This is a genomic window from Cellulomonas algicola, assembly GCF_019024305.1.
Taxonomy (GTDB): domain Bacteria; phylum Actinomycetota; class Actinomycetes; order Actinomycetales; family Cellulomonadaceae; genus Cellulomonas; species Cellulomonas algicola.
The window spans coordinates 50,224-73,750 of the sequence record NZ_JAHKSJ010000028.1; the positions used below are offsets into that span (position 1 = coordinate 50,224).

A 23,527-nucleotide genomic window follows, 5' to 3' on the forward strand; every position below is an offset into this window, starting at 1 on the left:
TCCCGGAAGGCCAGGGGGTCGGCCGGATCCGGACGCACGTCTACCGCGGAGCCCAGTATGGGGGCACGCGCTGTGTCCGCCCAGGGAGGGGAGTGCCCTCCCGGCGGACCCTTCACACGATCGGCACGGGGTGCCCCGCGCTCCCCCGCGTCGGGCTCTTCCTGTGTGGCCTGGGTCACGACGTCGCAGGTGACGCCGCGTCCTGACGCGCCACCGAAGGCGTCCCGACGCGCCTCGAGCGGCGCCGTGGCGCGCACGACTTGTCCGGAGGCATCGCGTCGACATACTCTCCGGATGTATCGAGTTGATACATCGACGGACACCCGCCCCGACGAAGCGGTCCGGACGTCGTCCTGTTCGCCCCGGTGCGCTCCCCGCGCCCCGGACCGTACCAAGCCCCGAGGAGGTAGCGCCGTGCGTGGTCGTTCCGACGTGCTCGAGCCCGCCATCCTCGGGCTCCTCCACGAGTCCCCCATGCACGGGTACGAGCTGCGCAAGCGGCTCAACCTCGTGCTCGGGTCGTTCCGCGCGCTGTCCTACGGGTCGCTGTACCCCTGCCTCAAGTCCCTCGTCGACCGCGGCTGGATCGTCGGCACCGAGTCGGCCCCCGGCGCCGCTCACGGCGTCGGCAGCAAGCGCGCGCGGATCGTCTACCAGCTCACGGCCGACGGCAAGGAGCACCTCCAGCAGGTGCTCGCGTCGTCCGGGCCGTCCGCCTGGGAGGACGAGAACTTCGACGTCCGGTTCGCCTTCTTCGGGCAGACCGACGCCGAGACCAGGCTCCGGATCCTCGAGGGCAGGCGCACCCGCCTGACCGAACGACTCGAGACGATCCGCCAGTCCTTCGCCCGCACCCGCGAGCGCATGGACGAGTACACGCTCGAGCTCCAGCGGCACGGCCTCGAACAGGTCGAGCGAGAGGTCCGCTGGCTCGACGGGCTCATCGACAACGAGCGCGGCCACCGTCGCGCGCGTACCGCAGGCACCGGCCGCCCGGCCGGAGCCGACACCACCGCTGTGCCGTCCGACTCCGTCGACACGGCGAACACCACCGAGAAGGAGCGAGGATGACCTCCATCCGCGTCGCCATCGTCGGCGTCGGCAACTGCGCCGCGTCGCTGGTCCAGGGCGTGCACTACTACGCCGACGCCGACCCGAACGGCACCGTGCCGGGTCTCATGCACGTGCAGTTCGGTGACTACCACGTGCGTGACATCGAGTTCGTCGCGGCCTTCGACGTCGACGCGAAGAAGGTCGGCTTCGACCTGTCCGAGGCGATCGTCGCCTCCGAGAACAACACCATCAAGATCGCCGACGTCCCGCCGACCGGCGTGACCGTCCAGCGCGGTCACACGCTCGACGGCCTGGGCAAGTACTACTCCCAGACGATCGAGGAGTCGGACGCGGAGCCGGTCGACATCGTCGCCGCCCTGCGCGAGGCCCGCGTCGACGTCCTCATCTGCTACCTGCCCGTCGGGTCGGAGGCCGCCGCGAAGTTCTACGCGCAGGCCGCGATCGACGCGGGCGTCGCGTTCGTCAACGCCCTCCCCGTCTTCATCGCGTCCGACCCCGAGTGGGCCGCGAAGTTCGAGGCCGCCGGTGTCCCGATCGTCGGCGACGACATCAAGTCGCAGGTCGGCGCGACCATCACGCACCGCGTCCTCGCGAAGCTCTTCGAGGACCGCGGCGTCGTGCTGGACCGCACGTACCAGCTGAACGTCGGCGGCAACATGGACTTCAAGAACATGCTCGAGCGCGAGCGCCTGGAGTCCAAGAAGGTCTCGAAGACGCAGGCCGTCACCTCCAACCTCACCGGCCCGCTCGGTGGCAAGAAGGAGGACCGCAACGTCCACATCGGCCCGTCGGACTACGTCGCGTGGCTCGACGACCGCAAGTGGGCCTACGTCCGCCTCGAGGGTCGCGCGTTCGGCGAGGTGCCCCTGAACCTCGAGTACAAGCTCGAGGTCTGGGACTCCCCGAACTCGGCCGGCATCATCATCGACGCCCTGCGCGCCGCGAAGATCGCCAAGGACCGCGGCGTCGGCGGTCCGATCCTGTCCGCGTCGACGTACTTCATGAAGTCGCCGCCCGTGCAGATGGAGGACACGCAGGGCCGCGCCCAGCTGGAGTCCTTCATCCGCGGCGAGGTCGAGCGCTGACCTGGAGCGCAACGAAGGTTGAGGGGCCGGACGCATCAGCGTCCGGCCCCTCGCGCTACGCCCACGATCCATCTGGCGTGGAACGTACGTCGCGCCAGACGCAACGAACCTTCCACACCACCCACCGCACAGCATCGGAGCCGGCGCGATCCGTTCGGTGGGAAGGGGTGTTGCGCCAGGAGCGACGAAGCTTCCACACCACGGGTGCGCGGCGTCGGCGGCTGGGACGTACATCGGGACGGGCAGGGGGCTTCGTCCACAGGGGGGCCGACGTCGTCGCGGGCGTCTCGCCATGCTGACGGCATGGTCACCGGCGCCCCGCGAACCCCTCCACGCCCCGGCCGGCCGGCGCGCCCGGCGCCGGCTCGATCGGGAGCACCCGTCCGGCTCCCTCGCGACGCCGCCGCGGCCGCGCGCGCGACTCTCGCGCGGGACGACCTGGTCGCGACGGCCGCGGACCTGGCCCGCTGGGGGGTGAGTCGCTCGGTGATGAGCCGCCGGGTCGCCTCCGGCGAGTGGACCCGCGCGTTCCCCGGGGTCCTCGTCGTCCATCCCGGGCCTCTCACGTGGCGGCAGCAGGCTCGTGCGGCCCTGGTCTACGCGGGGGCCGGTGCGGCGCTGTCGCACCGGTCGGCCGCTTTCGCGCACGGGATCCTGCCGGAGCCGGGTCGCACGGTCCACGTGAGCGTCCCGGCCGGCCGGCGGGTGACGGCACAGCCGGGTCTGGTCGTGCACCGACGGCGGAGCATGCCGTTCGCGTCGGGCCGGTTGCGGGCCGTCGGTGCGGAGGTCACGGTGCTCGACCTCGTCGACGCGCTCCCGACCGCCGACGACGTGGTGGGTCTGGTGTGCGAGGTGGTCCGCGCCGGTGTGCGGCCGGGCGTCGTGCTGCTGCACGCGGAGGACCGTCGGGCGCTGCGGCACCGTGGGCTGCTCGTCGGGATGCTCGGCACGGACGGGCTGGTCGACCAGGGCGTCGAGTCACCGCTCGAGCACCGCTACCTCCGGGACGTCGAGCGGGCGCACGGCCTGCCGCCCGCGGCGGCGCAGCAGCGGCAGCGGGTGGGCCGCCGATGGATCCGGGCGGACCGGGTGCACGTGGGGCTCGGGGTGCGCGTCGAGCTCGACGGTCAGCTCGCGCACCCGCACGGGCGCACCGACGACGACGTGTGGCGCGACAACGCCGTCGCCGTGGAGCGCTCGGAGCTGACGCTGCGGTACCGCTGGCGTCACGTCGTCGCGCATCCGTGCCGAACGGCGGCTCAGGTCGCGGCCGCCCTCACGGCCCGCGGCTGGCAGGGCCGACCCCGCCGCTGCGCCCGCGACTGCACCCTGACGCCATGACCCCCCACGCCAGACCGCGTGTGGAAGGTCTGTCGCATCTGGCGCGACGCACCTTCCACGCGAGCGATCGGCGAACACCCGGGAGGCCGCGCTGGGGATCATGCCGAGCGGCCGCTCCCCGTCCTGGTGCTCGACCGCGAACAGCGCGTTCGCGGCGAGGAACGCCTGGTCGGTCCCGACCCGTCTCCGCGTAGACCACGGCCCCCGTGACGTCCTCATCGGTGACGCCGTCCCACATCCACGACTCCGCCTCGTGCCACGCCCGGACCGCCCGGGACCGCTCGTTCCCCCCGGCGACAGGCACGAGCACGCGCAGCCCCTCCGCGGTGCGACCCGCCGCACGCCAGGCCGCCGGGTCGAACGCGGTGTCCACGGACAGCATCGACGGTATGCACGACTGCCCGCCGGGGGACGCGACCTGCGCCACGCCGTTCCACGTCTGCTCGTCGCCGAGGTCGCGGTCGACGCCGTCGTCCCCGGCGATCGCGTTGAAGTCCAGGCGATCGCGTTGAAGTCGCCGCCCGGCACGTCGCCGCCCAGGAGCCGGATCGTGGTGCCCAGCGGCGTCTGCCACGCGTGGAACATCGGCACGAGGCCGGCCACGTGCGCCTTCGAGCGCACCTCGACCAGCCCGGCCGGACCGAACCGTGCCACGGCGCTCGTCGAGGTGCGGGCGGCGGGCTGCCCCGACGAGTCGCGCAGCAGCCAGGCGTTGCCGAGCAGCAGGCGGCCGGGCTCGTTCTCCGAGCCCTGCGAGCGGAGGTCGGAGGTCGTCGCGGTGGTGCGGACGACATAGCCGCCGCCGAGGTCCACGGCGGACGGCACGCCGAGCGTGTCGTAGAAGGTGTCGCGGTCGACCACGACGCCCGGGGCGAGGGCGCGCCACTCGGAGCTCGGGGGCTCGACGCACGGGTCGTCGGCGCGCGGGCTGGGGCACGCGATGCAGCGCACACCGGCAGCGTCGACCTCGAACAGGCCGACGACCCGGCTGTCCCAGAAGAAGCCGTTCTGGAAGACGGCGTAGACGGTCGCGTCCCCGCGTGCGCCGACGCGCACGGGCACGAGCGACTCGGTGTCCTGCGGGACGGTGAGGAACGCGGGGGCGTCGGGCGCCGGCTCGGGGGCGTGCCACGTCTCCCCGGTGCGCGGTGCGGTGAGCCGCCGCACGACGGTGGCGTCGTCCGTCGCGGTCTCCCGGACGACCGGGCCGGTCCGTCACGCTCACACCAGGAGAACGACGGGACGTCGACCGGGGTTAGGGGCCGGTGCGCGCGTTCACCCGCACGGCCTCACCGCGCGACCGCCCACGTCACCACGCCCGATGCCCACTGCGTCACGTCGGTCGTCGTCGGGGGGACCGGTGCGAGCACGCTCGACGTCCCGTCCGCCCGGTGAAGGGTCACCTCGGCGGGTGCGGCGTCTCCCGAGCAGCCGGGGCTCGACTCGACGTACGTGTCGCCGCCCTGGGACCGCGTGAGGAACGTGTTCTCGAGCCGGTCGGTCGGCGCCTGGATCAGCGTGAACGAGCCGTCCCACGTGTAGGCGCCGACGCCGCAGCCGTCGGTCCCGACCTCACCGGCCCCGAGCGCGAGGGCGCCCGGCCGGACCCAGGAGCCACCCGGCCACGGGTACGGGTCACCGGTGCGCAGGTCGGTCAGGTGCTCCGGCGTGCCGCCGGCCACGACGTCCCAGCGCCACAGGGCGGGATGCGCGGACTCGGACGTCGGGAGCTCGTCGGTCGTGGAGTCCGAGCACACGAGCAGGACGTCCGCGGCGTCGAGCCACCCGACGACGTCGCACCCGAGACCCGCCAGGCCGGTCTCCCGTGCGCCGCCACCGTCGCCGCCGAGGTCGAGCAGGGTGAACGACCCGGCGCTCGACCCGGTGCCCGGGGCCGTCGCGACGAGCCACCGGCCCGTCGGGTCGAGGGAGGGCCACTGGCCGACGACCCCGATGCGTCGGGCGCTGCCGTCGTCGACCCGGTGGACGTCGTTCGCGAGCCCCGCGGAGCTCGTCCAGATCTCCGCACCGTCGGCGCTGCGTCCGAGGTAGGTGTCGTCCGCCGCGCCGACGCCCGCCCCGGCCGGGGTGACCGTGCCGGTGCGCAGGTCGAGCACGGCCCGTCCGCGCGCGGCTCCGCTCGGCTCGCCGTCCGAGGCCACGACGTGGACCAGCGCGGTGGTCTGGCCCGCGACCCAGTCGACGACCTGGACGGACGACGTGGGCGGCAGGTCGACGACCCGGTACCGCTCGCCTGCCGGTGACACCAGGACGACGGTGTGGCGCACGACGACGGGCTCCTCGTCGAACCCCGGGTACGGCTGGGACCGGTAGACGGTGAGGACCCAGCCGGGCGTGGTCCGTTCGAGGAGTCCGGCGGGCAGGGGCTGCGTCGGAGGGAGTCCGGGGAGCTCGTCGAGGACGACGGGGGCGACGTCCTGGGTCGGGGTGCCAGAAGGCGTCGACGAGCGCGAGGACGACGGTGAGGACGACGGGGTGGCCGACGGCACGGTTGCGGGCGGCGGTGCGTCCGGGCCGCGCAGGCCGAGCCAGGCGCCCGAGGCGACCGCCCCGACGACGAGGACGCCCGCGACGGACTGGAACGTGTGGCGCGTGGCGCGTCGCCGTCGGATCAGCGACCGCGTGCGCGGCGGCACCCCGTCGCCTGCCGTGGCCGCCGTGCCGGTCGCGCGGGCCAGGTGTCCCTCCGCGCTGCTGAGGAGCTCTCCGAGGTCACGCACGCGCCTCTCCCTTCGGGGCGCCGACCACGGCCACCGGCTCGCGGTCGTCGGCCTGCGGCCCGGTGGTGCCGAGCACGGCGTTGAGCCGGGCGATCCCGTCCGCGGTGTAGCGCTTGACGGCGCCGGCGCTGAGCCCGAGCGTCGCGGCGGTCTCGGCCACGGACAGGTCCTCGACGTGGCGCAGCACGACGCACGCCCGCTCCCGTGCGGTGAGACTCTGCAGGGCGGCGACGAGGTCGCGCTCGAGGCCCACGAGCGGCAGCTCGACGGTCGCGGACGCCATCCCGCCGAGCCGGTCCACAGCCCGACGCTCGCTCGCGCGGGACCGGGCGGCATCGATCGAGCGCGTCACGATCGCGCGGCGCACGTACTGCTCGGCCGCGGCGACGCTGCTAAACCGCGCGCGGCTGCCGAACGTCGCCACGAGCGCGTCCTGCAGGAGGTCTTCGGCGTCGGCCTGGCTTCCGGTCAGCATCACGGCCCGCGCGAGGAGCGCGCGTCGTCGTTCACGGACCAGCTCGTCGAGCAGCGGTTCCCACCGCGCCACGCGCGCCTCCTCGATCGTCCCGGGCACCTGCGTGCACTAGAACGGATCGGCACGCTGGGCGGTTGGGATGAGACGCCGCAGCGTCGGTCCGCGCGCGACGCGGCCGCCGGGTCGCGCCGTGGCGCTACTTCGTGCCGCCGGTCGCGACGAGCCAGACGGCGAACGCGACGACGGCGGCGACGAGGACGAGTACCGCGACGGCGACGCCGAGGCGCGCGGTGCGGTTGCCGCCGACGGGGACGGCTGCGCCGTCGGGGCCGATGACGGCGGGCGCAGCGACGCGGGCCGCGACGGAGACGAGGGCCGGGATGCCGACGCCGAAGACGAGGCTGAGGCCGAGGACGGTGAGGACGGTGACGATCACGGGGTGCTCCTGGGCGCTCAGACGGCGACGGGCGTCGGGGCGGGTGGGACGACGTCGTCGCTCGCGGACCGGGCGGTCGCGGTCGCGCCGGACGCGGCGACGGCACCCGCGGCGTCACGCGCACCGGCGGTCGCGGGTGCCGGCGTGCCGCCGTCCCAGTCGGCGGTGACGTTGTGCGCGTCGACAGCCGCGCGGCGCGACAGCCACCAGATGACCGCGCAGACGGCCGCGACGACGCCGAGGACGACGGGGATGCCGGCGTCGCCGCCGACGACGTGCTCGAGGCCGACGGCCAGCGCGCCGAACGCGGCGGCCGCGGGCAGCGTGACGAGCCAGGCGACGCCCATGCGGCCGGCGACGGCCCAGCGGACCTTCTCGCGGCGCCCGACGCCCGACCCCAGGATCGAGCCGGTCGCGACCTGCGTCGTCGACAGCGGGAACCCGAAGGCGCTGGACACGAGGATGACGGACGCGGACGACGTGTCGGACGCCATGCCCTGCGGCACCTGGATGTCGGTGAGGCCCTTGCCGAGCGTGCGGATGACGCGCCACCCGCCGAGCGCGGTGCCGGCGGCCATCGCGAGCGCGCACGACACGACGACCCACGTCGGCACGTCGGACCCGGCGGGCACCGCTCCCCCGGCGACGAGCGCGAGCAGGATGATGCCCATGCTCTTCTGCGCGTCGTTGGTGCCGTGCGCGAGCGACACCATCGACGCCGACGCCATCTGACCCCAGCGGAGCTGCTTGTCGCGCGCGTCGACGGGGACGCGGCGCGTGATGCGGTAGACGAGCGCGGTCGACAGGGCGGCGACGGTGCCGGCGATGACCGGCGCGAGGAGCGCGGGGACGACGACCTTCTGGACGAGGCCCGACCACACGACGCCGCCCGTGCCGACCGCGGCGAGCGTGGCGCCGACGAGCGCACCGACGAGCGCGTGCGACGACGACGACGGCAGCCCGAGGTACCAGGTGACGACGTTCCACACGATCGCGCCCGCGAGCGCGCCGACGACCAGCGGGAGCGTCACGACGCCCTGGTCGACGATGCCCTTGGCGATGGTCGCGGCGACCGCGAGCGAGAGGAACGCGCCGACCATGTTGAGCGCGGCCGACAGCAGCACGGCGACGCGGGGCTTGAGCGCCCCGGTCGCGATGGACGCCGCCATCGCGTTGCCGGTGTCGTGGAAGCCGTTGGTGAAGTCGAACGCGAGGGCTGCCGCGACGACGAGCGCGAGGATGAGGGTCCCGTCCACGGTGTAGAGCGTGCAGGGTCGCGAGGGGTGCTCGGGCCGGAAATGGTCCCAGTTCACCGAGCGTTCATCTTCCGCGGCCTGAAGTTCATGCGTTCCGGTGGCGCGTGTGGTGGATGTCACCTCGGTGCACGCACGTCGACGGGGTCGTGCGGTGCTCCTGGCGGGCGACGGCGCACGCACGAGCGACCCGCTCCGGGCCGGTTGTCCGGAGCGGGTGCGAGGATGGCGGCGTGCAGGTGATCGCCGACCTCCGGGCGCTGTGGCCGCTCGAGGGCTTCCGCAGGCTGTTCGCCGTGCGCCTCGTCAGCCAGACCGCCGACGGCATGTTCCAGGTCGGTCTGGCGACGCTGTTCTTCTTCTCCCCCGAGAACGCGAGCACGGCGACGGGCGTCGCGGCGGCCTTCGCCGTGCTCCTGCTGCCGTTCACGATCGTCGGTCCGTGGGCGGGCGTGCTGCTCGACCGGTGGCGCCGCCGGCAGGTGCTGCTCTACGGCAACGTCGTGCGCGTCGTCCTCACGGTGACGATCGCGGTGCTCATGGCGACCGACGGCGTCTCCCCGGCGGTGTACGTCCTCGCGCTGGTGAACCTGTCGATCAACCGCTTCCTGCTCTCGGCGCTGTCCGCGTCGCTGCCGCGCGTCGTCGACGGTCCCCTGCTGCTCACCGCGAACTCGCTGACGCCCACGCTGGGCGCGGCGGCCGCGGGCGTCGGCGGCGGCGTCGGCCTGCTCCTCGGGCTCGTCCTGCCCGCGGGACGGGGCAAGGACGCCGCGGCGCTCGCGCTCGCCGCCGTGGTCATGGGGACGGCCGCCGCGCTCGCGACGCGGCTGGGCCGCGACCAGCTCGGCCCGGTCGAGCGGGCCGACGCCACGGAGCTGCGCCACGCGCTCGGCACGCTCGCGCGCGGGCTCGTCGCGGGTGCGCGGCACCTCGTCGAGCGCCGGACGCCCGCCTACGCGCTGGGCATCATGGCGACGCACCGGTTCCTGTACGGCGTCACGTTCATCGCGAGCATCCTCATCTCGCGCAACCTGCTGTCCGACCCGGCCGATGCAGGCGCGGGCCTCGCGACGTTCGCCACCGTGCTCGGGGCGTCCGCGGTCGGCTTCGCGCTCGCCGTCGTCCTCACGCCCGTGCTGTCGCCGCGCACCGGCCCGCACACGTGGATCGTGCTGTGCCTCGGCCTCGCGGCGCTGAGCCAGGGCCTGCTCGCGGTGACCGTCGCGCGGCCCGCCGTGCTCGTGGGCGCAGCCGCGCTGGGCCTCGCCGCGCAGGGCGCGAAGATCGCGGTCGACACGATCGTGCAGCGGGACACCGACGACGCGTTCCGCGGACGCGCGTTCGCGCTCTACGACGTCCTCTACAACGCCGCGTTCGTCGGCGCCGCCGCGCTCGGCGCGGTGACGCTGCCGGACACCGGGTGGTCGCGCGGTCTGTTCGTCGTCCTCGCCGTCGGGTACGTTGCGGGCGCTCTGCTCTACGGCGCCGCGACGACGCGTGTCGTCGGCCGCACCGGTCGGACGGACGACCCCGCACCGGGTCCCGACCGTCCGGCCGCCGCCCCGACGTCCCGGGAGGTGACGGGCTCGTGATCGACCTGACCCCGGAGGAGGCCCTGCGCCTCGCGCTCGTCGACGGCGAGGTCGCGGCGTGCATCAGCGACCCGACGCAGCCCGACGACCCGCTGATCTGGGTGAACCCCGCGTTCGAGCAGCTGACCGGGCACCCCGCGTCCGAGGTGCTCGGGCGCAACTGCCGGTTCCTGCAGGGCACGGGCACCGACCCCGCCGCGCTCGGCGAGCTCCGCACCGCGATCGACGAGGGCCGGACCGCGGGCGCGCTGCTGCTCAACTACCGGCGCGACGGCACGCCGTTCTGGAACCAGCTCGTCATCATGCCCGTGCACGACAGCACGGGTGCCGTGGTGCGGCGCGTCGCCGTGCAGACCGACGTCACCGCGCGCGTCGAGGCCGAGCAGGCCGGCCTCGGCGACGACCGGTCCGCAGCCCGCCTCGACCTGCTCGCGCGCGTGAGCGACGAGCTCGCGCTGCACCTCGACTACAACGACGCGGTCGACGCGCTGGCCGACGTCGCGATCCCGCCCCTCGCGACGTGGGGCTTCGTCGCGGTCACCGACGAGCGCGGCCGGTTCGAGCACGTGCACGTCGTCGCGGGCAGCGCGGCGGACGTCGCGCTCGCCGACCGCCTGGGCGCGCAGGACGTGAGCTGGCTCCAGCGCTCGCCCCGCACGCTCGGCGCCCTCGCGAGCCCGCCCGGCTACGTCGCGGAGCCGTTCCCGGTCGACGTCGGCTCGCTCCCCGGCCGGACGACCCCCGCACAGCTCGCGCTCCTGCAGCGCCTCGGGCTCGGCAGCGCGATGGTCGTGCCGCTGCGCGCCCGCGAGCGCGTGCTCGGCGTGCTGTGCCTGGTGCACGAGAAGACCGACGGCTTCACGCCCGACACCGTCGTCACCGCCGCCCACCTCGGTCGCCGCGCGGGGCTCGCGCTCGAGAACGTGCGACTGTTCCTGGCGCAGCGCAGCGCGGCGCTCACGCTCCAGCACAGCCTCCTGCCGGAGATCCCGCACGTGCCCGGGCTCGACGTGGCCGCGTCGTACCTGCCGTCGAGCCGTCTCGCGGAGGTCGGCGGCGACTGGTTCGACGTGCTGCCCCTCGCGGGCGGGACCGTCGGGCTCGCCGTCGGCGACGTCGTCGGGCACGACCTGCGCGCCGCCGCCGCCATGGGCCAGCTGCGGTCGCTGCTCCGGTCGTACGCGTGGGAGGGCTCGGCGCCGGGAGCCGTCCTGGACCGGATCGACGGCGTCGTGCGCGGGCTCGACCTCGCGGACATCGCGACGTGCGTGTACGCACGCTGGACGCCCGACGGCGTGGGCGGCGTGCGGCTCGACTACGCGCGCGCCGGGCACCCGCCGCCCATGCTCCGGCTGCCGGGCGGGCGCGTGCAGCGGCTCGACGGCTCGCTGCGCACGCCCGTCGGGCTGCCGGGCCTGCCCACGGTGCCCGACGCGACCGTCGAGGTGCCCGCGGGCGCCACGCTCGTGCTCTACACCGACGGCCTGGTCGAGCGGCGTGACCGCGCGCTGGCCGACGGGCTCGCCGCGCTCGAGGCGACCCTTGCCGCCGTCCCCGACGGGACGGATGCGGCCGGGGTCCGCGACGCGCTGGTCGGCGCGCTCGTCGGCGCGCAGCAGGAGGACGACGTGTGCCTCCTCGTCGTGCGCCGCGCCTGACGCGACGCCGACGACGTCAGCCCGCGGTGCGGGCCTCCCACCACGCGAGCAGCTCCGCGCGCGCCGCGTCCTCGCCCAGCGGACCGCGGTCCATGCGCAGCTCCAGCAGGTGCTGGTACGCGGCGCCGACGTCGCGGCCCGGGCCGATGCCGAGGATCTCCATGATCTGCGTGCCGTCCAGGTCGGGGCGGATCGACGCGAGCTCCTCCTGCTCGCGCAGCGTCGCGATGCGCTGCTCCAGGTCGTCGTAGGCCGCCGAGAGGCGTGCCGCCTTGCGCTGGTTGCGCGTCGTGCAGTCGGACCGGGTCAGCCGGTGCAGGCGCTCGAGCAGCGGGCCGGCGTCGGTCACGTACCGGCGGACCGCGGAGTCGGTCCACCCGCCCTCGCCGTACCCGTGGAAACGCAGGTGCAGCTCGGTGAGCCGCGCGACGGCCTGCACGGTCGCCTTGTCGAACCGCAGCTCCTTGAGCCGCTTCGCGACCATCTTCGCGCCGACCACCTCGTGGTGGTGGAAGCTCACGCCACCGCCCTGCTCGAAGCGGCGCGTGCGCGGCTTGCCGATGTCGTGCAGCAGCGCCGCGAGACGCAGCACCAGGTCAGGCCCGGGGACGGCGCCGTCCGGGCCCGTCTCGAGCGCGATCGCCTTGTCGAGGACCGTGAGGGAGTGCTCGTAGACGTCCTTGTGCCGGTGGTGCTCGTCGATCTCCAGCCGCAGCGCGGGCAGCTCGGGCAGCACGTGGTCCGCGAGGCCCGTCTCGACCAGCACCTCCAGGCCCACGCGCGGCTGCGCCGACACCAGCAGCTTCGACAGCTCGTCGCGGACCCGCTCGGCCGACACGATCGCGATGCGCTCCGCCATGTCGGTGGCCGCCGTGCGCGCCGCCGGGTCGACCTCGAAGCCGAGCTGCGCCGCGAAGCGCGCCGCGCGCATCATGCGCAGCGGGTCGTCGTCGAACGACTGCCGCGGGTCCACCGGGGTGCGCAGCACGCCGCGCGCGAGGTCCGCGAGACCGTCGAACGGGTCGACGAACGTGAGGTCCGGCAGGCGCACCGCCATCGCGTTGACGGTGAAGTCGCGGCGCGACAGGTCGCCCTCGAGGGAGTCGCCGAACACGACCTCGGGCTTGCGCGACGACGGGTCGTACGCGTCGGTGCGGTACGTCGTGACCTCGACCAGCACGTCGCGCGTGCTGCCCCGGCGGCCGCCCGGCATGCGGCGCGCGCCGATCGTGCCGAACTCGCGGCCGATGTCCCAGTGCGCGTCGCCCCACCGCGCGAGGATCGCCTCGGTCTCGTCGGGCGTCGCCGACGTCGTGAAGTCGAGGTCCGCGCTCAGCCGGCCGAGGAACGCGTCACGGACCGGCCCGCCGACGAGCGCGAGCTCGTGGCCCGCCGCCCGGAACAGCTCACCGAGCTCGATCGCGTCGCCCGACAGCCCGGCGAGCACGCCGAGCGCACGGCGGCGCAGCGCCGCGAGGGCCGCGGAGGGGTCGGTGGTGCTCACGCCGGTCGCGGCGCCGGTCGGGTCCAGGGAGGGCACTCGTCCAAGCCTGCCAGACGCGGTCGTGGTCGTGCGGCGCGCACCCGGGCGGGCCGGTGCGGAACCGGACGCTCCCGGCGAGTCGTTACAGTGGCCGCATGTCGAGCCCGGCGCAGCCCTCCGTGCCCGGGGGTGTGCCCGCGCCGCCCGGTGGGCACGCGCTGCGGATCGACCCTCGGCACGCCGTCGTGCGGCCCGCCCCGACCCCCTTGCCCGTCGTCGACGAGACGTCCGCGGGGGGGATCGTCGTCCAGCAGCGCGACGGGGTCTACCAGGCCGCGGTCATCGCACGCCGCAACCGCGCCGGCCGCCTCGAGTGGTGCCTGCCGAAGGGCCACCTCGAGGGCACCGAGACGCCCGAGCAGGCCGCGGTCCGCGAGATCGCCGAGGAGACGGGCATCACCGGGCAGGTGCTGCGGCGGCTCGGCGTCATCGACTACTGGTTCTCCGGCGACGACCGCCGCGTGCACAAGGTCGTCCACCACTTCCTGCTCGGCGCCGTCGGCGGGACCCTCACCGTCGAGGGCGACCCGGACGGCGAGGCCGAGGACGCGGCATGGGTCGCCGTGACCGACCTGCACGACCGGCTCGCGTACCCGAACGAACGGCGTCTCGCCGAGGCGGCGCTCGTCGTGCTCGTCGGCGAGGCATGAGCGCGGCCCTGCGCCGCGGCCAGGTCCACCGCGCGGCCGTCGTCCTGCTCGCCGTCACGCTCGCCGTGCTGTGCCTCGGGATGCTCGTGGCCGTGCCCCCCGCGGGGGCGACCAGCACCCCCTCCCCCAGCCCGACCGCCACCTGGCCGGTATCCGTGCAGGTCACGCGCGTGACTCCCGCGGTACTGCGGCCCGGCGACGACCTGACGGTCACCGCGACCATCCGCAACGACGGCGCCGAGGCCGTCACCTCGCCGTCCGCCGTCCTGCGCATCAGCCGTGTCCGTCCGCACACCCGCGCGGACCTCGAGGCGTGGGTGTCCGGCGGGCTGTCGTCCCGCAGCACCGACGCCGTCGCCGGCATCGAGGGCCCGCTCGAGCCCGGGGCGAGCGTGCAGGTCGACCTCACCGTGCCCGCCGCGGACATCCGGCTCGCCGACGGCGCCGACGTGTGGGGACCGCGCGGGCTCGTGGTCGACGCCCGGGCCGGCAGCCGCGTCGTCGGGCAGCAACGCACCTTCCTGCTGTGGCTCCCGTCCGACGACGTCCCCGCGACCGACGTGTCCGTCGCCGTCCCCGTCGTCGGGCCGCCCCTCGCCCCCACGCTGCCCGGCACCGACGCGGGGGCCGAGCAGCCGCCGGACGGCGCCGCGACCGACGGTGCCACCGGCCCGGAGACCGACGGCACGGGCGACGCCGACGCCGCTCCCAGTCCGTCGAGCAGCCCCGCGGCCGCCGTCAGCCCGCCCGACGCGTCATCCGTCGCGCGGCTCGAGGACGCCACCGCGACCGGCGAGCGCCTCGCCCAGCTCGCCCGGCTCCTCGACGAGGCCCCCGCGGTCAGCGCCGTCGTCGACCCCGCGCTCCTCGCGCAGTCGGCCCTCGCCGGACCGCGCGCCCGGCAGTGGTCGCACCAGGTGACGCAGGTGCTCGCGGAGCGCGACGTGCTGTCCCTGCCCTGGTCCGACCCCGACGTCGCCGCCGTCGCGCACGGCGCCCGCCCCGACCTCGCCGCCGCGGCCGGAGCCGCCGCACGCAGCTGGGCCGAGCAGAGCGGCACCGGCGACGTCCCCGTCGTCCTGTGGGGCACCGGCACCCGGACCCCGGACGAGGCGACGATCGGTCTCGCCACGAACGCGGGCGCCGCCGCGTTCGTCCTGCCCACCCGCGACCCCGACGACGACGACGACGCCACCGCGGCCCGCACCCAGGTCCGTGCCGCCGGCACGACGGTCGCCGCGCTCGCGCCCGACGCCGTCCTCACCCACCTCCTCACCGACCCGCGCAGCGTCGAGCCCGACGCGTCGCCCGCGACGGCCGTGCAGCGCACCCTCGCCGAGCTCGCGGTCGCGACCCGGCAGGAGTCCGACCCGCCCGACGTGCTCCTGGCTCCCGATCGCGAGTGGATCCCCGACGTCGCCTACACGACGACGCTCCTGCGCGCCCTCGAGGACGCGCCGTGGGTCCGGATGCGGCCCGCGTCCTCGCTGCTCGACGGCATGGCCCAGACGCGGACGACGGCGTCCGACTCGGCGTCCGACGCCGCGGAGATGCCGCCCGCGCAGGTGCAGGTGCTGGCCGCGGCCCGCGAGCGCACCCTCGCGTTCGCCGAGGTCACGTCCGAGCCCGAGGCGCTGCTGACCGGCGTCGACCAGGAGGTGCTGGCCCCGCTGTCCGTCGCGTGGCGTGCCGACCGCACCGGCCGCGACGCGCTCGTCGCCGCCGTGGTCGCCGACCTCGACGCGCGCACCAGCGGCCTCACGATCGTCCAGCCGCCGACCGCGAACATCTTCGGTTCGTCGACCGACGCGCGGATGACCGTCCGCAACGCGCTCGCCGTGCCCGTGACCGTGCAGCTCGTCGTCGCGCCCGGCAAGCCGTGCCTCGAGGCGCAACCCGTCGAGCCGGTCGAGGTCGACGCGCGGGACGAGCGCAGCGTCGTCGTCCGGTTCGTCGCGCACGCCAACTGCGAGGTCCGGGTGCTCGCGCACCTCGAGACGGTCGACGGCGCCCCCGTGTCCGCACCCGTCGAGTTCAGCGCACGCGTGCAGCCGACCATCGAGGACGTCGGCACGGTCGTCGTCGGCGTCCTGCTGCTCGTCGGGCTCGTCCTCGGGATCGTGCGCACGGTCCGCCGTGGTCAGAGCGCGCGCCGCGGTGCCCGTCTCGAGGCCGAGTCGGACGCGCCGACCGCGCTCGGGGTGCTCGGCGGTGTCGCGGACACCGGCGGTGCGACGGACGACGACGGTGCGACGGACCACGGCAGGGCGCCCGACGACGGCGACAGGGCCGGCCAGGGCCCGCCGCCCGTCGGGACACCGCCCGGACCACCCCGACGAGAGGACCCCTCATGACCGGCCCCGGCAGCATCGGACGCGGCGCGGCGCTCATGGCGTCGGGCACCGCCGTGTCCCGGGCCACCGGGTTGCTGCGGATGATGGTGCTGATCGCCGCGATCGGCGTCACGGGCGAGGCCGCCGACGCGTTCTCCGTCGCGAACAAGCTGCCCAACATCCTGTTCATGCTGCTCGCCGGCGGCGTCCTCAACGCCGTGCTCGTGCCGCAGGTCGTGCGCGCCTACAAGCGCGACGCCGGGCAGGAGTACGTCGACCGCCTCCTGACCCTCGGGTTCGTCGTCCTCGCCGTCGCGACCGTCGTCCTCACGTTCGCCGCGCCGCTCCTCGTCCACCTCTACGCCGACGCGGCGCCCGACCAGATGGCGCTCGCGACGACGTTCGCCTACTGGTGCATCCCGCAGCTGTTCTTCTACGGCGTGTACGCGCTGCTCGGGCAGGTGCTCAACGCGCGCGGCTCGTTCGGCCCCTACATGTGGGCGCCCGTCGTGAACAACCTCGTCGCGATCGGCGGCTTCGTCGCGTTCATCGTCGTGTTCGGCAGCCCCGAGACGAGCGGTGTCGCGGTCGCGTCGTCGTGGACCTCCGGTCAGGTCGCGCTGCTCGCGGGCATCTCCACGCTCGGTGTCGTCACCCAGGCGGTCGTGCTCGTGCCCTCGCTGCGTCGCGCGGGTGTCCGCTACCGGTTCCGGTGGGGCCTGCGCGGCTCGGGCCTCGGCCGGGCCGGGCAGGTCGCGACGTGGACGCTCGTCGGGCTCGGCATCGGCCTGCTCGGCAACCTCGTCGTGTCGCGCGTCGTCTCCCGCGCCCCCAGCGAGGGCGAGGCCGCGACCGTCGCGTCGAACAACGCGTACGACGTCGCGTTCAGCATCTTCATGCTGCCGCACTCGCTCGTCACCGTGTCGCTCGCGACCGCCCTGTTCACGCGGCTGTCCGGGCAGGCCCACGACGAGGACGTCGACGGCGTGCGGTCGACCTTCTCCTACGGCGTCCGCGTCGTCGGGCTGTTCACCGTCGCCGCCGCCGGGCTGCTGCTCGTCCTCGCGCGGCCCGTCACGGACATCATCGCGGCCACCGCGCCCGCCGACGCCGTCGAGGCCACCACCCGCGTCGTCCAGGCGATGGTCGTCGGCCTGCCCGCGTTCGGTGCCTGGTCCATGGCGCAGCGCGTCTACTACGCGTACGAGGACGCGCGCAGCATGGTGCCCATCCAGGTCGCGATGGCCGTGGTCGTCATCGTCGGCACGCTGCTCGGCATGGTGGTCGCGCCGCCGTCGTGGTGGACCGCGTGCGCGGGCCTCGCGATGAGCGTGTCCTACGTCGTCGGTGCCGTCGCGGCGATCTGGCACCTGCGGCGCCGGCTCGGGCGCGTCGACGGCGGGCGCATCGTGCGCGTGCACGTGCGTGCGCTCGTCGCCGTCCTCCCCGCGGCGCTCGTCGCGTGGCTCGCGACGCGCGTCCTGTCCCTCGGGCTCCCCGACGGCCTGCTCGGGTCCGTCGTCGTGTGCGTCGTCGCCGGTGGGCTGGGCGGTGTCGCCTACGTCGGCGCGCTGCGCGTCCTGCGGGTCGAGGAGCTCGACGGGCTGCTGCGGCCCGTCCTCGCGCGGCTCCGGCCCGGACGGGGCTGACGGACCCGCGGGTCGACGCCGAACGGTCCGTTCGCGCGGGCCGCGATCCGTCGGTGCGCGAGCGAGCCGTCCACAGCCCGCGTCGCGCGGGGTCGCGATCCGTCGGTGCGCGAGCGAGCCGTCCACAGCCCGCGTCGCTCGACCGCCGTCCCCAGGCCGCTCCACGTCGCCCGACCCGTCCCCACCTGTCCTGGTCCGTCCGGATACCATGCCCGTCTGCCGTCCTGTCCAGGGCCGCCGTCTACCATGCAGGTGACCACCGCGTCGCCCGCCCCGTAGGGTCGGCGGAGGTGGACTGACGTGACGAACCCGGAGGAGGTGCTGGTGAGCGAGGTCGGACGAGGCACCGTGCTGGCAGGCCGCTACCGCATCGTCGCGCCCGCACCCTCCGACCTCGACGGCGCCACCGCGTGGCAGGCCACGGACCAGATCCTCGACCGCCCCGTGCGCGTCCGGGTCCTCGAGGCCGGTGCCGTCGCGCCCGCCCTCGACGCCGCCCGCCGCGCCGCGCTCGTCACCGACGCCCGCCTGGTCCGCGTGCTCGACGTCGGCACGCACGAGGGCGTCGGCTACGTCGTCTCCGAGCAGATCACCGGCCCGTCGCTCGCCCAGCTCGTCGCGCGGGCGCCCCTCACGCCCGACCAGGCGCGGGCCGTCATCGGCGAGGCCGCCTCTGCGCTCGAGGTCGCCCGCCGCCGCGGCGTGCACCACCTCGCACTGCGCCCCTCCGTCCTGCACGTCAACTCCGACGGCCGCGTGCTCCTCGGCGGGCTCGCGCTCGACGCCGCGCTCCTCGGCACGGCCGGCGGCGACGCGCGCGCCACCACGCGCTCCGACACCGTCGGGCTCGTCCGGCTGCTGTACGCCGCCCTCACGGGCCTCTGGCCCGCGGGCGACCGTCCCGGCGCCGGCGACCCCCTGCCCGAGGCCCCGCTCCTCGGCGCGCGGCCCGTCCCGCCGTCCGACCTGGTCGCCGGCATCCCCGCCGACCTCGACACCCTGTGCGCCGTGACGCTCGGCCCGCACGACGACGGCCCCCACAGCCCTGGCGAGCTCGTGCGCGAGCTCGAGCCGTGGGGGGAGATCCGCGCCGTCGCAGCCGTCCCCGAGGCGACCGCGGTCCTCGGCGGCGCCGTCGCGGCCGCGACCGAGCCGACCCTCGCCGACATCGTCTCGCGGGACACCGAACCCGTCCGCGTGCAGCGTCAGTCCGTCCGGAGCGCGTTCGACTCGCCGCCGCCGGGCGCCAACCGACCTGGCACCCCGCCGCCCGCGGCACCGTCGCGGTCCAGCGCGTTCTCCGCAGCCGGCCCTGGTGCGGGCGTCGCCGGCGGTCCGGCCGAGGACGTCGACCCCACCGTGCCGGTCGCGCCCGGGCTCGTCGGCGGTGCACCCACGGCCGTGTTCGGTGCCGGCGCCGGCGCCGGTGCCGCGTCCGGCGCGGACGCCGTCGGGACGACGAGCGTCCTCCCCGCGGAAGGTCCCCCGACGGTCGTCGCGCCGCCCACCGCAGCACCCGGCGCGTTCGCGTCCCACGGCGCGCCCGTGTCGCCCGCGGCCGCGTCGGTGCCGCGTGCTCCCGTCGCGCACGTCCCGCCGCCCCCCGGCGACCCGGCCGGCCCGGCCGGCGCGTACGGCGCCGCACCCGTGCGTCGACCCACGTCCGCGTACCGCGCCGACGGCTCGTCCGGGCTGCCGCCGGTGCTCCCCCCCGACGACGGCCTGGAGTCGTTCGACGAGCTCGGCTGGGGCGAGCCCGACGCCCCCGAGCGCCGCCGCTTCGACCCCACCAAGCTCGTGCTCGCGGTCGTCGCCGTCGCCGTCGTCATCGGCGTCGTGCTGGCCTTCCGGGCGCTCTTCTCGTCGCTCGACCCCGGGGACACCGGGGCGCAGCCCGACGACCAGACGCAGGAGCAGCCCGCCGAGTCCGCGGCGCCGGAGCAGCCCGCCGAGCAGCCCGGCGAGACGCCCGCGGGTGAGGCGCCTGCCGCTGCCGCCCCGGTGATCGCCTCGACCACGTCGTTCGACCCGTCCGACTCCGACGGCGAGCACGAGGAAGCCGTCACCCGCGCCTACGACGGCGACCCGTCGACGTTCTGGTACACCCAGACGTACAAGCGCGACGACTTCGCCGGCTTCAAGAACGCCGTCGGCTACATCGTCAACCTCCAGGGCCCCTCGACGCTGTCGAAGGTGACGCTGCACGTCAACGGCACCGGTGGGAACGTCGAGATCCGGAACACCACCGCGGCCGACCCCGGCGGCGGCACCGTCCTCGCGTCCGGGCCGGTGGGACCCGACACGGTCTTCGAGTTCGACCCCGTCGAGGCGTCGACCGTCGTCGTGTGGATCACGCAGCTCCCGACCGCTGCCGACGGTGGCTTCCGCCTCGAGCTCAACGAGATGTCGCTCGGCTGACCCCGAACGCAGGGACCGCACGGCCGCGCGAGGGGATGCTCGCCGCCACGCGCCTCGGCGGTCGGACCTGGAACAGATCCGGCCTACGATCGGTTGAGCGAACAGCCCGCAGCCGGCAACCCCGCCGGCCCGCCGTACCCCAAGGACTCACGTGAGCGACCAGCCCAGCACCGTGCGCGACCTCGTCATCGTCGGATCGGGCCCCGCCGGCTACACGGCCGCGATCTACGCGGCCCGCGCGGGTCTCGCGCCCCTCGTCGTCGCCGGCTCCGTCACCGCCGGTGGCGCGCTCATGAACACCACCGAGGTCGAGAACTTCCCCGGCTTCCCGGACGGCATCCAGGGCCCCGAGCTCATGGACGCGCTGCAGAAGCAGGCCGAGAAGTTCGGCGCCGAGGTGCTGTGGGACGACGCCGTCGCACTCTCCCTCGAGGGTGACGTCAAGACCGTCACCGTCTCCGGCGGCGAGACCTACGCCGCGCGCGCCGTCATCCTCTCCACCGGGTCCGCGTATCGCGAGCTCGGCCTCGACGACGAGAAGCGGCTGTCCGGCCGTGGCGTGTCCTGGTGCGCCACCTGCGACGGCTTCTTCTTCCGCGACCAGGAGATCATCGTCGTCGGCGGTGGTGACTCCGCCGTCGAGGAGGCCACCTTCCTCACGCGGTTCGGCAAGCGCGTCACGCTCGTGCACCGCCGCGACCAGCTCCGCGCGTCCAAGATCATGGCCGACCGTGCCGCGTCCGACCCCAAGATCGAGTTCGCGTGGAACTCCGAGGTCGTCGCGATCCACGGCGAGGACAAGGTCACCGGCGTGACCCTGCGTGACACCGTCACCGGCGAGACGCGCGAGCACTCCGCCACCGGCGTGTTCGTCGCGATCGGGCACGTGCCGCGCACCGACCTGCTCGTCGGCCAGGTCGAGCTCGACGACAACGGCTACGTCTCCGTCGTCGGACGGTCCACCCGGACCAACCTGCCCGGCGTCTTCGCCGCGGGCGACGTCGTCGACCACACCTACCGCCAGGCGATCACCGCAGCCGGGTCCGGATGCGCCGCCGCGCTCGACGCCCAGCACTACCTCGCCGCGCTCGGCGACACCGCGCACGACGTCGTCGACCCGGTGCCCACGACCGTCGCGCCCGTCCTCGTCCAGGAGGTCTGATGAGCACCCTCACCGCCGTCACCGACGACACGTTCCAGTCCGAGGTCCTCGACTCCCCCATCCCGGTCATCGTCGACTTCTGGGCGCCCTGGTGCGGTCCGTGCCGCATGGTCGCGCCCGTCCTCGACGAGCTCGCTGCGCAGTACGACGGTCGCGTCAAGATCGTCAAGGTCAACGCCGACGAGAACCCGCAGGTCACCGGTAACTACGGGATCGTGTCGATCCCCACGCTCAACGTGTACGTCGGCGGCGAGCTCGTGAAGTCCGTCATCGGCGCCCGCCCCAAGGCGTTCTACGCCGGCGAGATCGAGGACGTCCTCACCGCGGCCTGACGTCCGCCGCGCGACCCACGGGCCGCCGCTCCCTCACCGGGACGGCGGCCCGTCCGCATGCCGTCCGGCGTCGCACGCGTCAGCGGTCGCGCACCCGTCGCGCGCCTCCTCACGCAGCCCGTCGTCGGTCTCCTCGCACAGCGCGTCGCCCGTCTCGTCGCACAGCGGTCGCCGTCTCGTCGCACGGCACGTCGCCCACCTCGTCGAGGCCCGGGCGGCGAACAGCAGCAGCTCCCACCACCGTCCGGCCCGCGACCCGCACCGGACCCGCACGTCTCGCCGCACGCATGCTGCGCGGGCGCGTCGTCGTGACGTGCGACACTGCCAGGATGACCACGCAGCCTGGGCCCCCGCGCGAGACGTCGGGCGGCCACCCCACGTCCTCCGCCGCGGCGGGAACCGGCACGCGCCTCGACCCCTGGCTCTCCGCGTACGCCGAGCGCACCCACGGCATGCGCGCCTCCGAGATCCGCGCCCTCTTCGCCGTCGCGAACCGGCCCGAGGTCGTCTCGCTCGCGGGCGGCATGCCGTTCCTCGAAGGGCTCCCCCTCGACGACCTCGCCGAGCTCGCCGCCCGCGTGGTCGCGACCCGCGGCCTCCAGGCGCTCCAGTACGGCTCCGGCCAGGGCGACGAGACGCTCCGCGAGCAGATCCTCGACGTCATGCGGCTCGAAGGCATCGACGCCCACCCCGACGACGTCGTCGTGACCACCGGGTCGCAGCAGGCTCTCGACCTCGTGACCAGGATCTTCGTCGACCCGGGCGACGTCGTCGTCGCCGAGGCCCCCTCGTACGTCGGCGCGCTCGGTGTCTTCCGCGCCTATCAGGCCGACGTCGTGCACGTCCCGATCGACGCCGACGGCCTCGACCCCGACGCGCTCGAGTCGACCCTCGCGTCGCTCGCCGCCGCAGGTCGCACCGTGAAGCTCCTGTACACGGTGCCGAACTTCCACAACCCCGCCGGCGTCTCCTTGTCGGCAGAGCGCCGCCCGCGCGTCCTCGCGATCGCGCAGCGGTACGGCGTCCTCGTCGTCGAGGACAACCCGTACGGGCTGCTCGGCTTCGACAGCGAGCCGCGCGCCGCGATCCGGTCGCTCGACGCCGACGGTGTCGTCTACCTCGGGTCCTTCTCCAAGACCTTCGCGCCCGGTTACCGCGTCGGCTGGGTCGTCGCCCCGCACGCCGTCCGCGAGAAGCTCGTCCTGGCCTCCGAGTCCGCGATCCTCTGCCCGTCGAACGCGTCGCAGCTCGCGATCTCGACCTACCTGTCGACCGCGGACTGGCGCGGCCAGATCAAGGTGTACCGCGAGCAGTACCGCGAGCGACGCGACGCCATGGTGTCGGCGCTCGCGGAGCACCTGCCCGAGGCGTCGTGGAACGTCCCCGACGGGGGCTTCTACACCTGGGTCAGGCTGCCACAGGGCCTCGACGCCAAGGACATGCTGCCCCGCGCCGTCACCGCGCGCGTCGCGTACGTGCCGGGCACCGCGTTCTACTTCGACGGCTCCGGCGCCGACCACATGCGACTGTCGTTCTGCTACCCGACGCCTGAGCGCATCCGCGAGGGCGTGCGGCGGCTCGCGGGCGTCGTCGCCGGGGAGCGTGAGCTCGTCGAGCTGTTCGGCACCAACGCCGGTGGCGCGTCCGACAGCGTGCAGTCCCCCGGTCCAGACGTCGCCTGACCTCGCGCGTCCGTACCACCGCCGTGGCTGCCCCGCCGATCACTCGCCCGACGTCCGCCGTGACGGTCGACCCAGGTATCGCACGTCGAGCATCTCT

At 74.8% G+C, this 23,527-nt stretch carries 17 protein-coding genes; 12 read left to right on the top strand and 5 right to left on the bottom strand.

Features of this window, described 5'->3' with window-relative positions; all coding sequences use genetic code 11:
- Positions 1-414: 414 nt before the first annotated feature.
- The 3 genes from KOV94_RS17910 (at position 415) to KOV94_RS17920 (ending at position 3,503) form a co-directional block, all read left to right on the top strand.
- Positions 415-1,071: a PadR family transcriptional regulator gene (locus tag KOV94_RS17910; protein WP_124343322.1), complete on the top strand. Its 657-nt coding sequence runs from the start codon at positions 415-417 to the stop codon at positions 1,069-1,071.
- Positions 1,068-2,159, top strand: coding sequence for an inositol-3-phosphate synthase (locus tag KOV94_RS17915; RefSeq protein WP_124343323.1), 1,092 nt, complete (start codon positions 1,068-1,070; stop codon positions 2,157-2,159). The genes KOV94_RS17910 and KOV94_RS17915 overlap by 4 nt, the downstream gene beginning before the upstream one ends.
- A 489-nt stretch (positions 2,160-2,648) precedes the next feature.
- Entirely contained in the window at positions 2,649-3,503 is an 855-nt protein-coding gene (locus tag KOV94_RS17920; RefSeq protein WP_200829737.1) for a hypothetical protein, read from the top strand.
- Between the two features lie 1,289 nt (positions 3,504-4,792).
- On the opposite strand, the gene KOV94_RS17925 is transcribed toward KOV94_RS17920, so the two are convergent.
- The 4 genes from KOV94_RS17925 to KOV94_RS17940 all read right to left on the bottom strand — a co-directional run bounded on the left by KOV94_RS17925 (position 4,793) and on the right by KOV94_RS17940 (position 8,411).
- Positions 4,793-6,244: a hypothetical protein gene (locus tag KOV94_RS17925; RefSeq protein ID WP_124343324.1), complete on the bottom strand. Its 1,452-nt coding sequence runs from the start codon at positions 6,242-6,244 to the stop codon at positions 4,793-4,795.
- A complete protein-coding gene (locus tag KOV94_RS17930; RefSeq protein WP_124343325.1) occupies positions 6,237-6,791 on the bottom strand; it encodes a sigma-70 family RNA polymerase sigma factor in 555 nt (184 codons plus the stop codon). Before KOV94_RS17930 ends, KOV94_RS17925 begins: the two co-directional genes overlap by 8 nt.
- Positions 6,792-6,915: 124 nt before the next feature.
- Positions 6,916-7,155, bottom strand: coding sequence for a hypothetical protein (locus KOV94_RS17935; protein WP_124343326.1), 240 nt, complete (start codon positions 7,153-7,155; stop codon positions 6,916-6,918).
- Between the two features lie 17 nt (positions 7,156-7,172).
- The gene (locus tag KOV94_RS17940; RefSeq protein WP_124343327.1) at positions 7,173-8,411 is read right to left on the bottom strand and encodes an inorganic phosphate transporter; all 1,239 of its coding nucleotides are present in this window, start codon (positions 8,409-8,411) and stop codon (positions 7,173-7,175) included.
- A 230-nt stretch (positions 8,412-8,641) separates the two neighbouring features.
- Here KOV94_RS17940 and KOV94_RS17945 point away from each other — a divergent pair, with 230 nt between their 5' ends.
- Complete coding sequence (locus tag KOV94_RS17945) at positions 8,642-10,003, top strand: MFS transporter (RefSeq protein ID WP_308160640.1); 1,362 nt, start codon at positions 8,642-8,644, stop codon at positions 10,001-10,003.
- Positions 10,000-11,661, top strand: a complete 1,662-nt coding sequence (locus tag KOV94_RS17950; RefSeq protein WP_124344208.1) for a SpoIIE family protein phosphatase — start codon at positions 10,000-10,002, stop codon at positions 11,659-11,661. Before KOV94_RS17945 ends, KOV94_RS17950 begins: the two co-directional genes overlap by 4 nt.
- 16 nt (positions 11,662-11,677) lie before the next feature.
- Here the strand turns inward: KOV94_RS17950 and KOV94_RS17955 are convergent, their stop codons facing one another.
- Complete coding sequence (locus KOV94_RS17955) at positions 11,678-13,201, bottom strand: CCA tRNA nucleotidyltransferase (RefSeq protein WP_218052793.1); 1,524 nt, start codon at positions 13,199-13,201, stop codon at positions 11,678-11,680.
- 98 nt (positions 13,202-13,299) lie between these two features.
- On the opposite strand from KOV94_RS17955, the gene KOV94_RS17960 reads away from it, so the two are divergent.
- The 7 genes from KOV94_RS17960 to KOV94_RS17990 all read left to right on the top strand — a co-directional run bounded on the left by KOV94_RS17960 (position 13,300) and on the right by KOV94_RS17990 (position 23,430).
- Positions 13,300-13,854 (top strand): NUDIX hydrolase, encoded by a 555-nt coding sequence (locus KOV94_RS17960; RefSeq protein ID WP_124344210.1) that lies wholly within the window; start codon positions 13,300-13,302, stop codon positions 13,852-13,854.
- Entirely contained in the window at positions 13,851-16,208 is a 2,358-nt protein-coding gene (locus KOV94_RS17965; RefSeq protein WP_218052794.1) for a DUF6049 family protein, read from the top strand. Before KOV94_RS17960 ends, KOV94_RS17965 begins: the two co-directional genes overlap by 4 nt.
- The gene (murJ, locus tag KOV94_RS17970) at positions 16,205-17,836 is read left to right on the top strand and encodes a murein biosynthesis integral membrane protein MurJ (RefSeq protein ID WP_218052795.1); all 1,632 of its coding nucleotides are present in this window, start codon (positions 16,205-16,207) and stop codon (positions 17,834-17,836) included. The genes KOV94_RS17965 and murJ overlap by 4 nt, the downstream gene beginning before the upstream one ends.
- Positions 17,837-18,136: 300 nt before the next feature.
- Entirely contained in the window at positions 18,137-20,254 is a 2,118-nt protein-coding gene (locus KOV94_RS17975) for a protein kinase family protein (protein ID WP_218052796.1), read from the top strand.
- A gap of 151 nt (positions 20,255-20,405) precedes the next feature.
- On the top strand, positions 20,406-21,416 hold the full coding sequence (gene trxB / locus KOV94_RS17980; RefSeq protein WP_124341051.1) for a thioredoxin-disulfide reductase: 1,011 nt from the start codon (positions 20,406-20,408) through the stop codon (positions 21,414-21,416).
- Entirely contained in the window at positions 21,416-21,748 is a 333-nt protein-coding gene (gene trxA, locus KOV94_RS17985; protein ID WP_124341052.1) for a thioredoxin, read from the top strand. The genes trxB and trxA overlap by 1 nt, the downstream gene beginning before the upstream one ends.
- A 329-nt stretch (positions 21,749-22,077) precedes the next feature.
- Positions 22,078-23,430, top strand: a complete 1,353-nt coding sequence (locus KOV94_RS17990; protein ID WP_124341053.1) for an aminotransferase-like domain-containing protein — start codon at positions 22,078-22,080, stop codon at positions 23,428-23,430.
- The last annotated feature ends 97 nt before the right edge of the window (positions 23,431-23,527 follow it).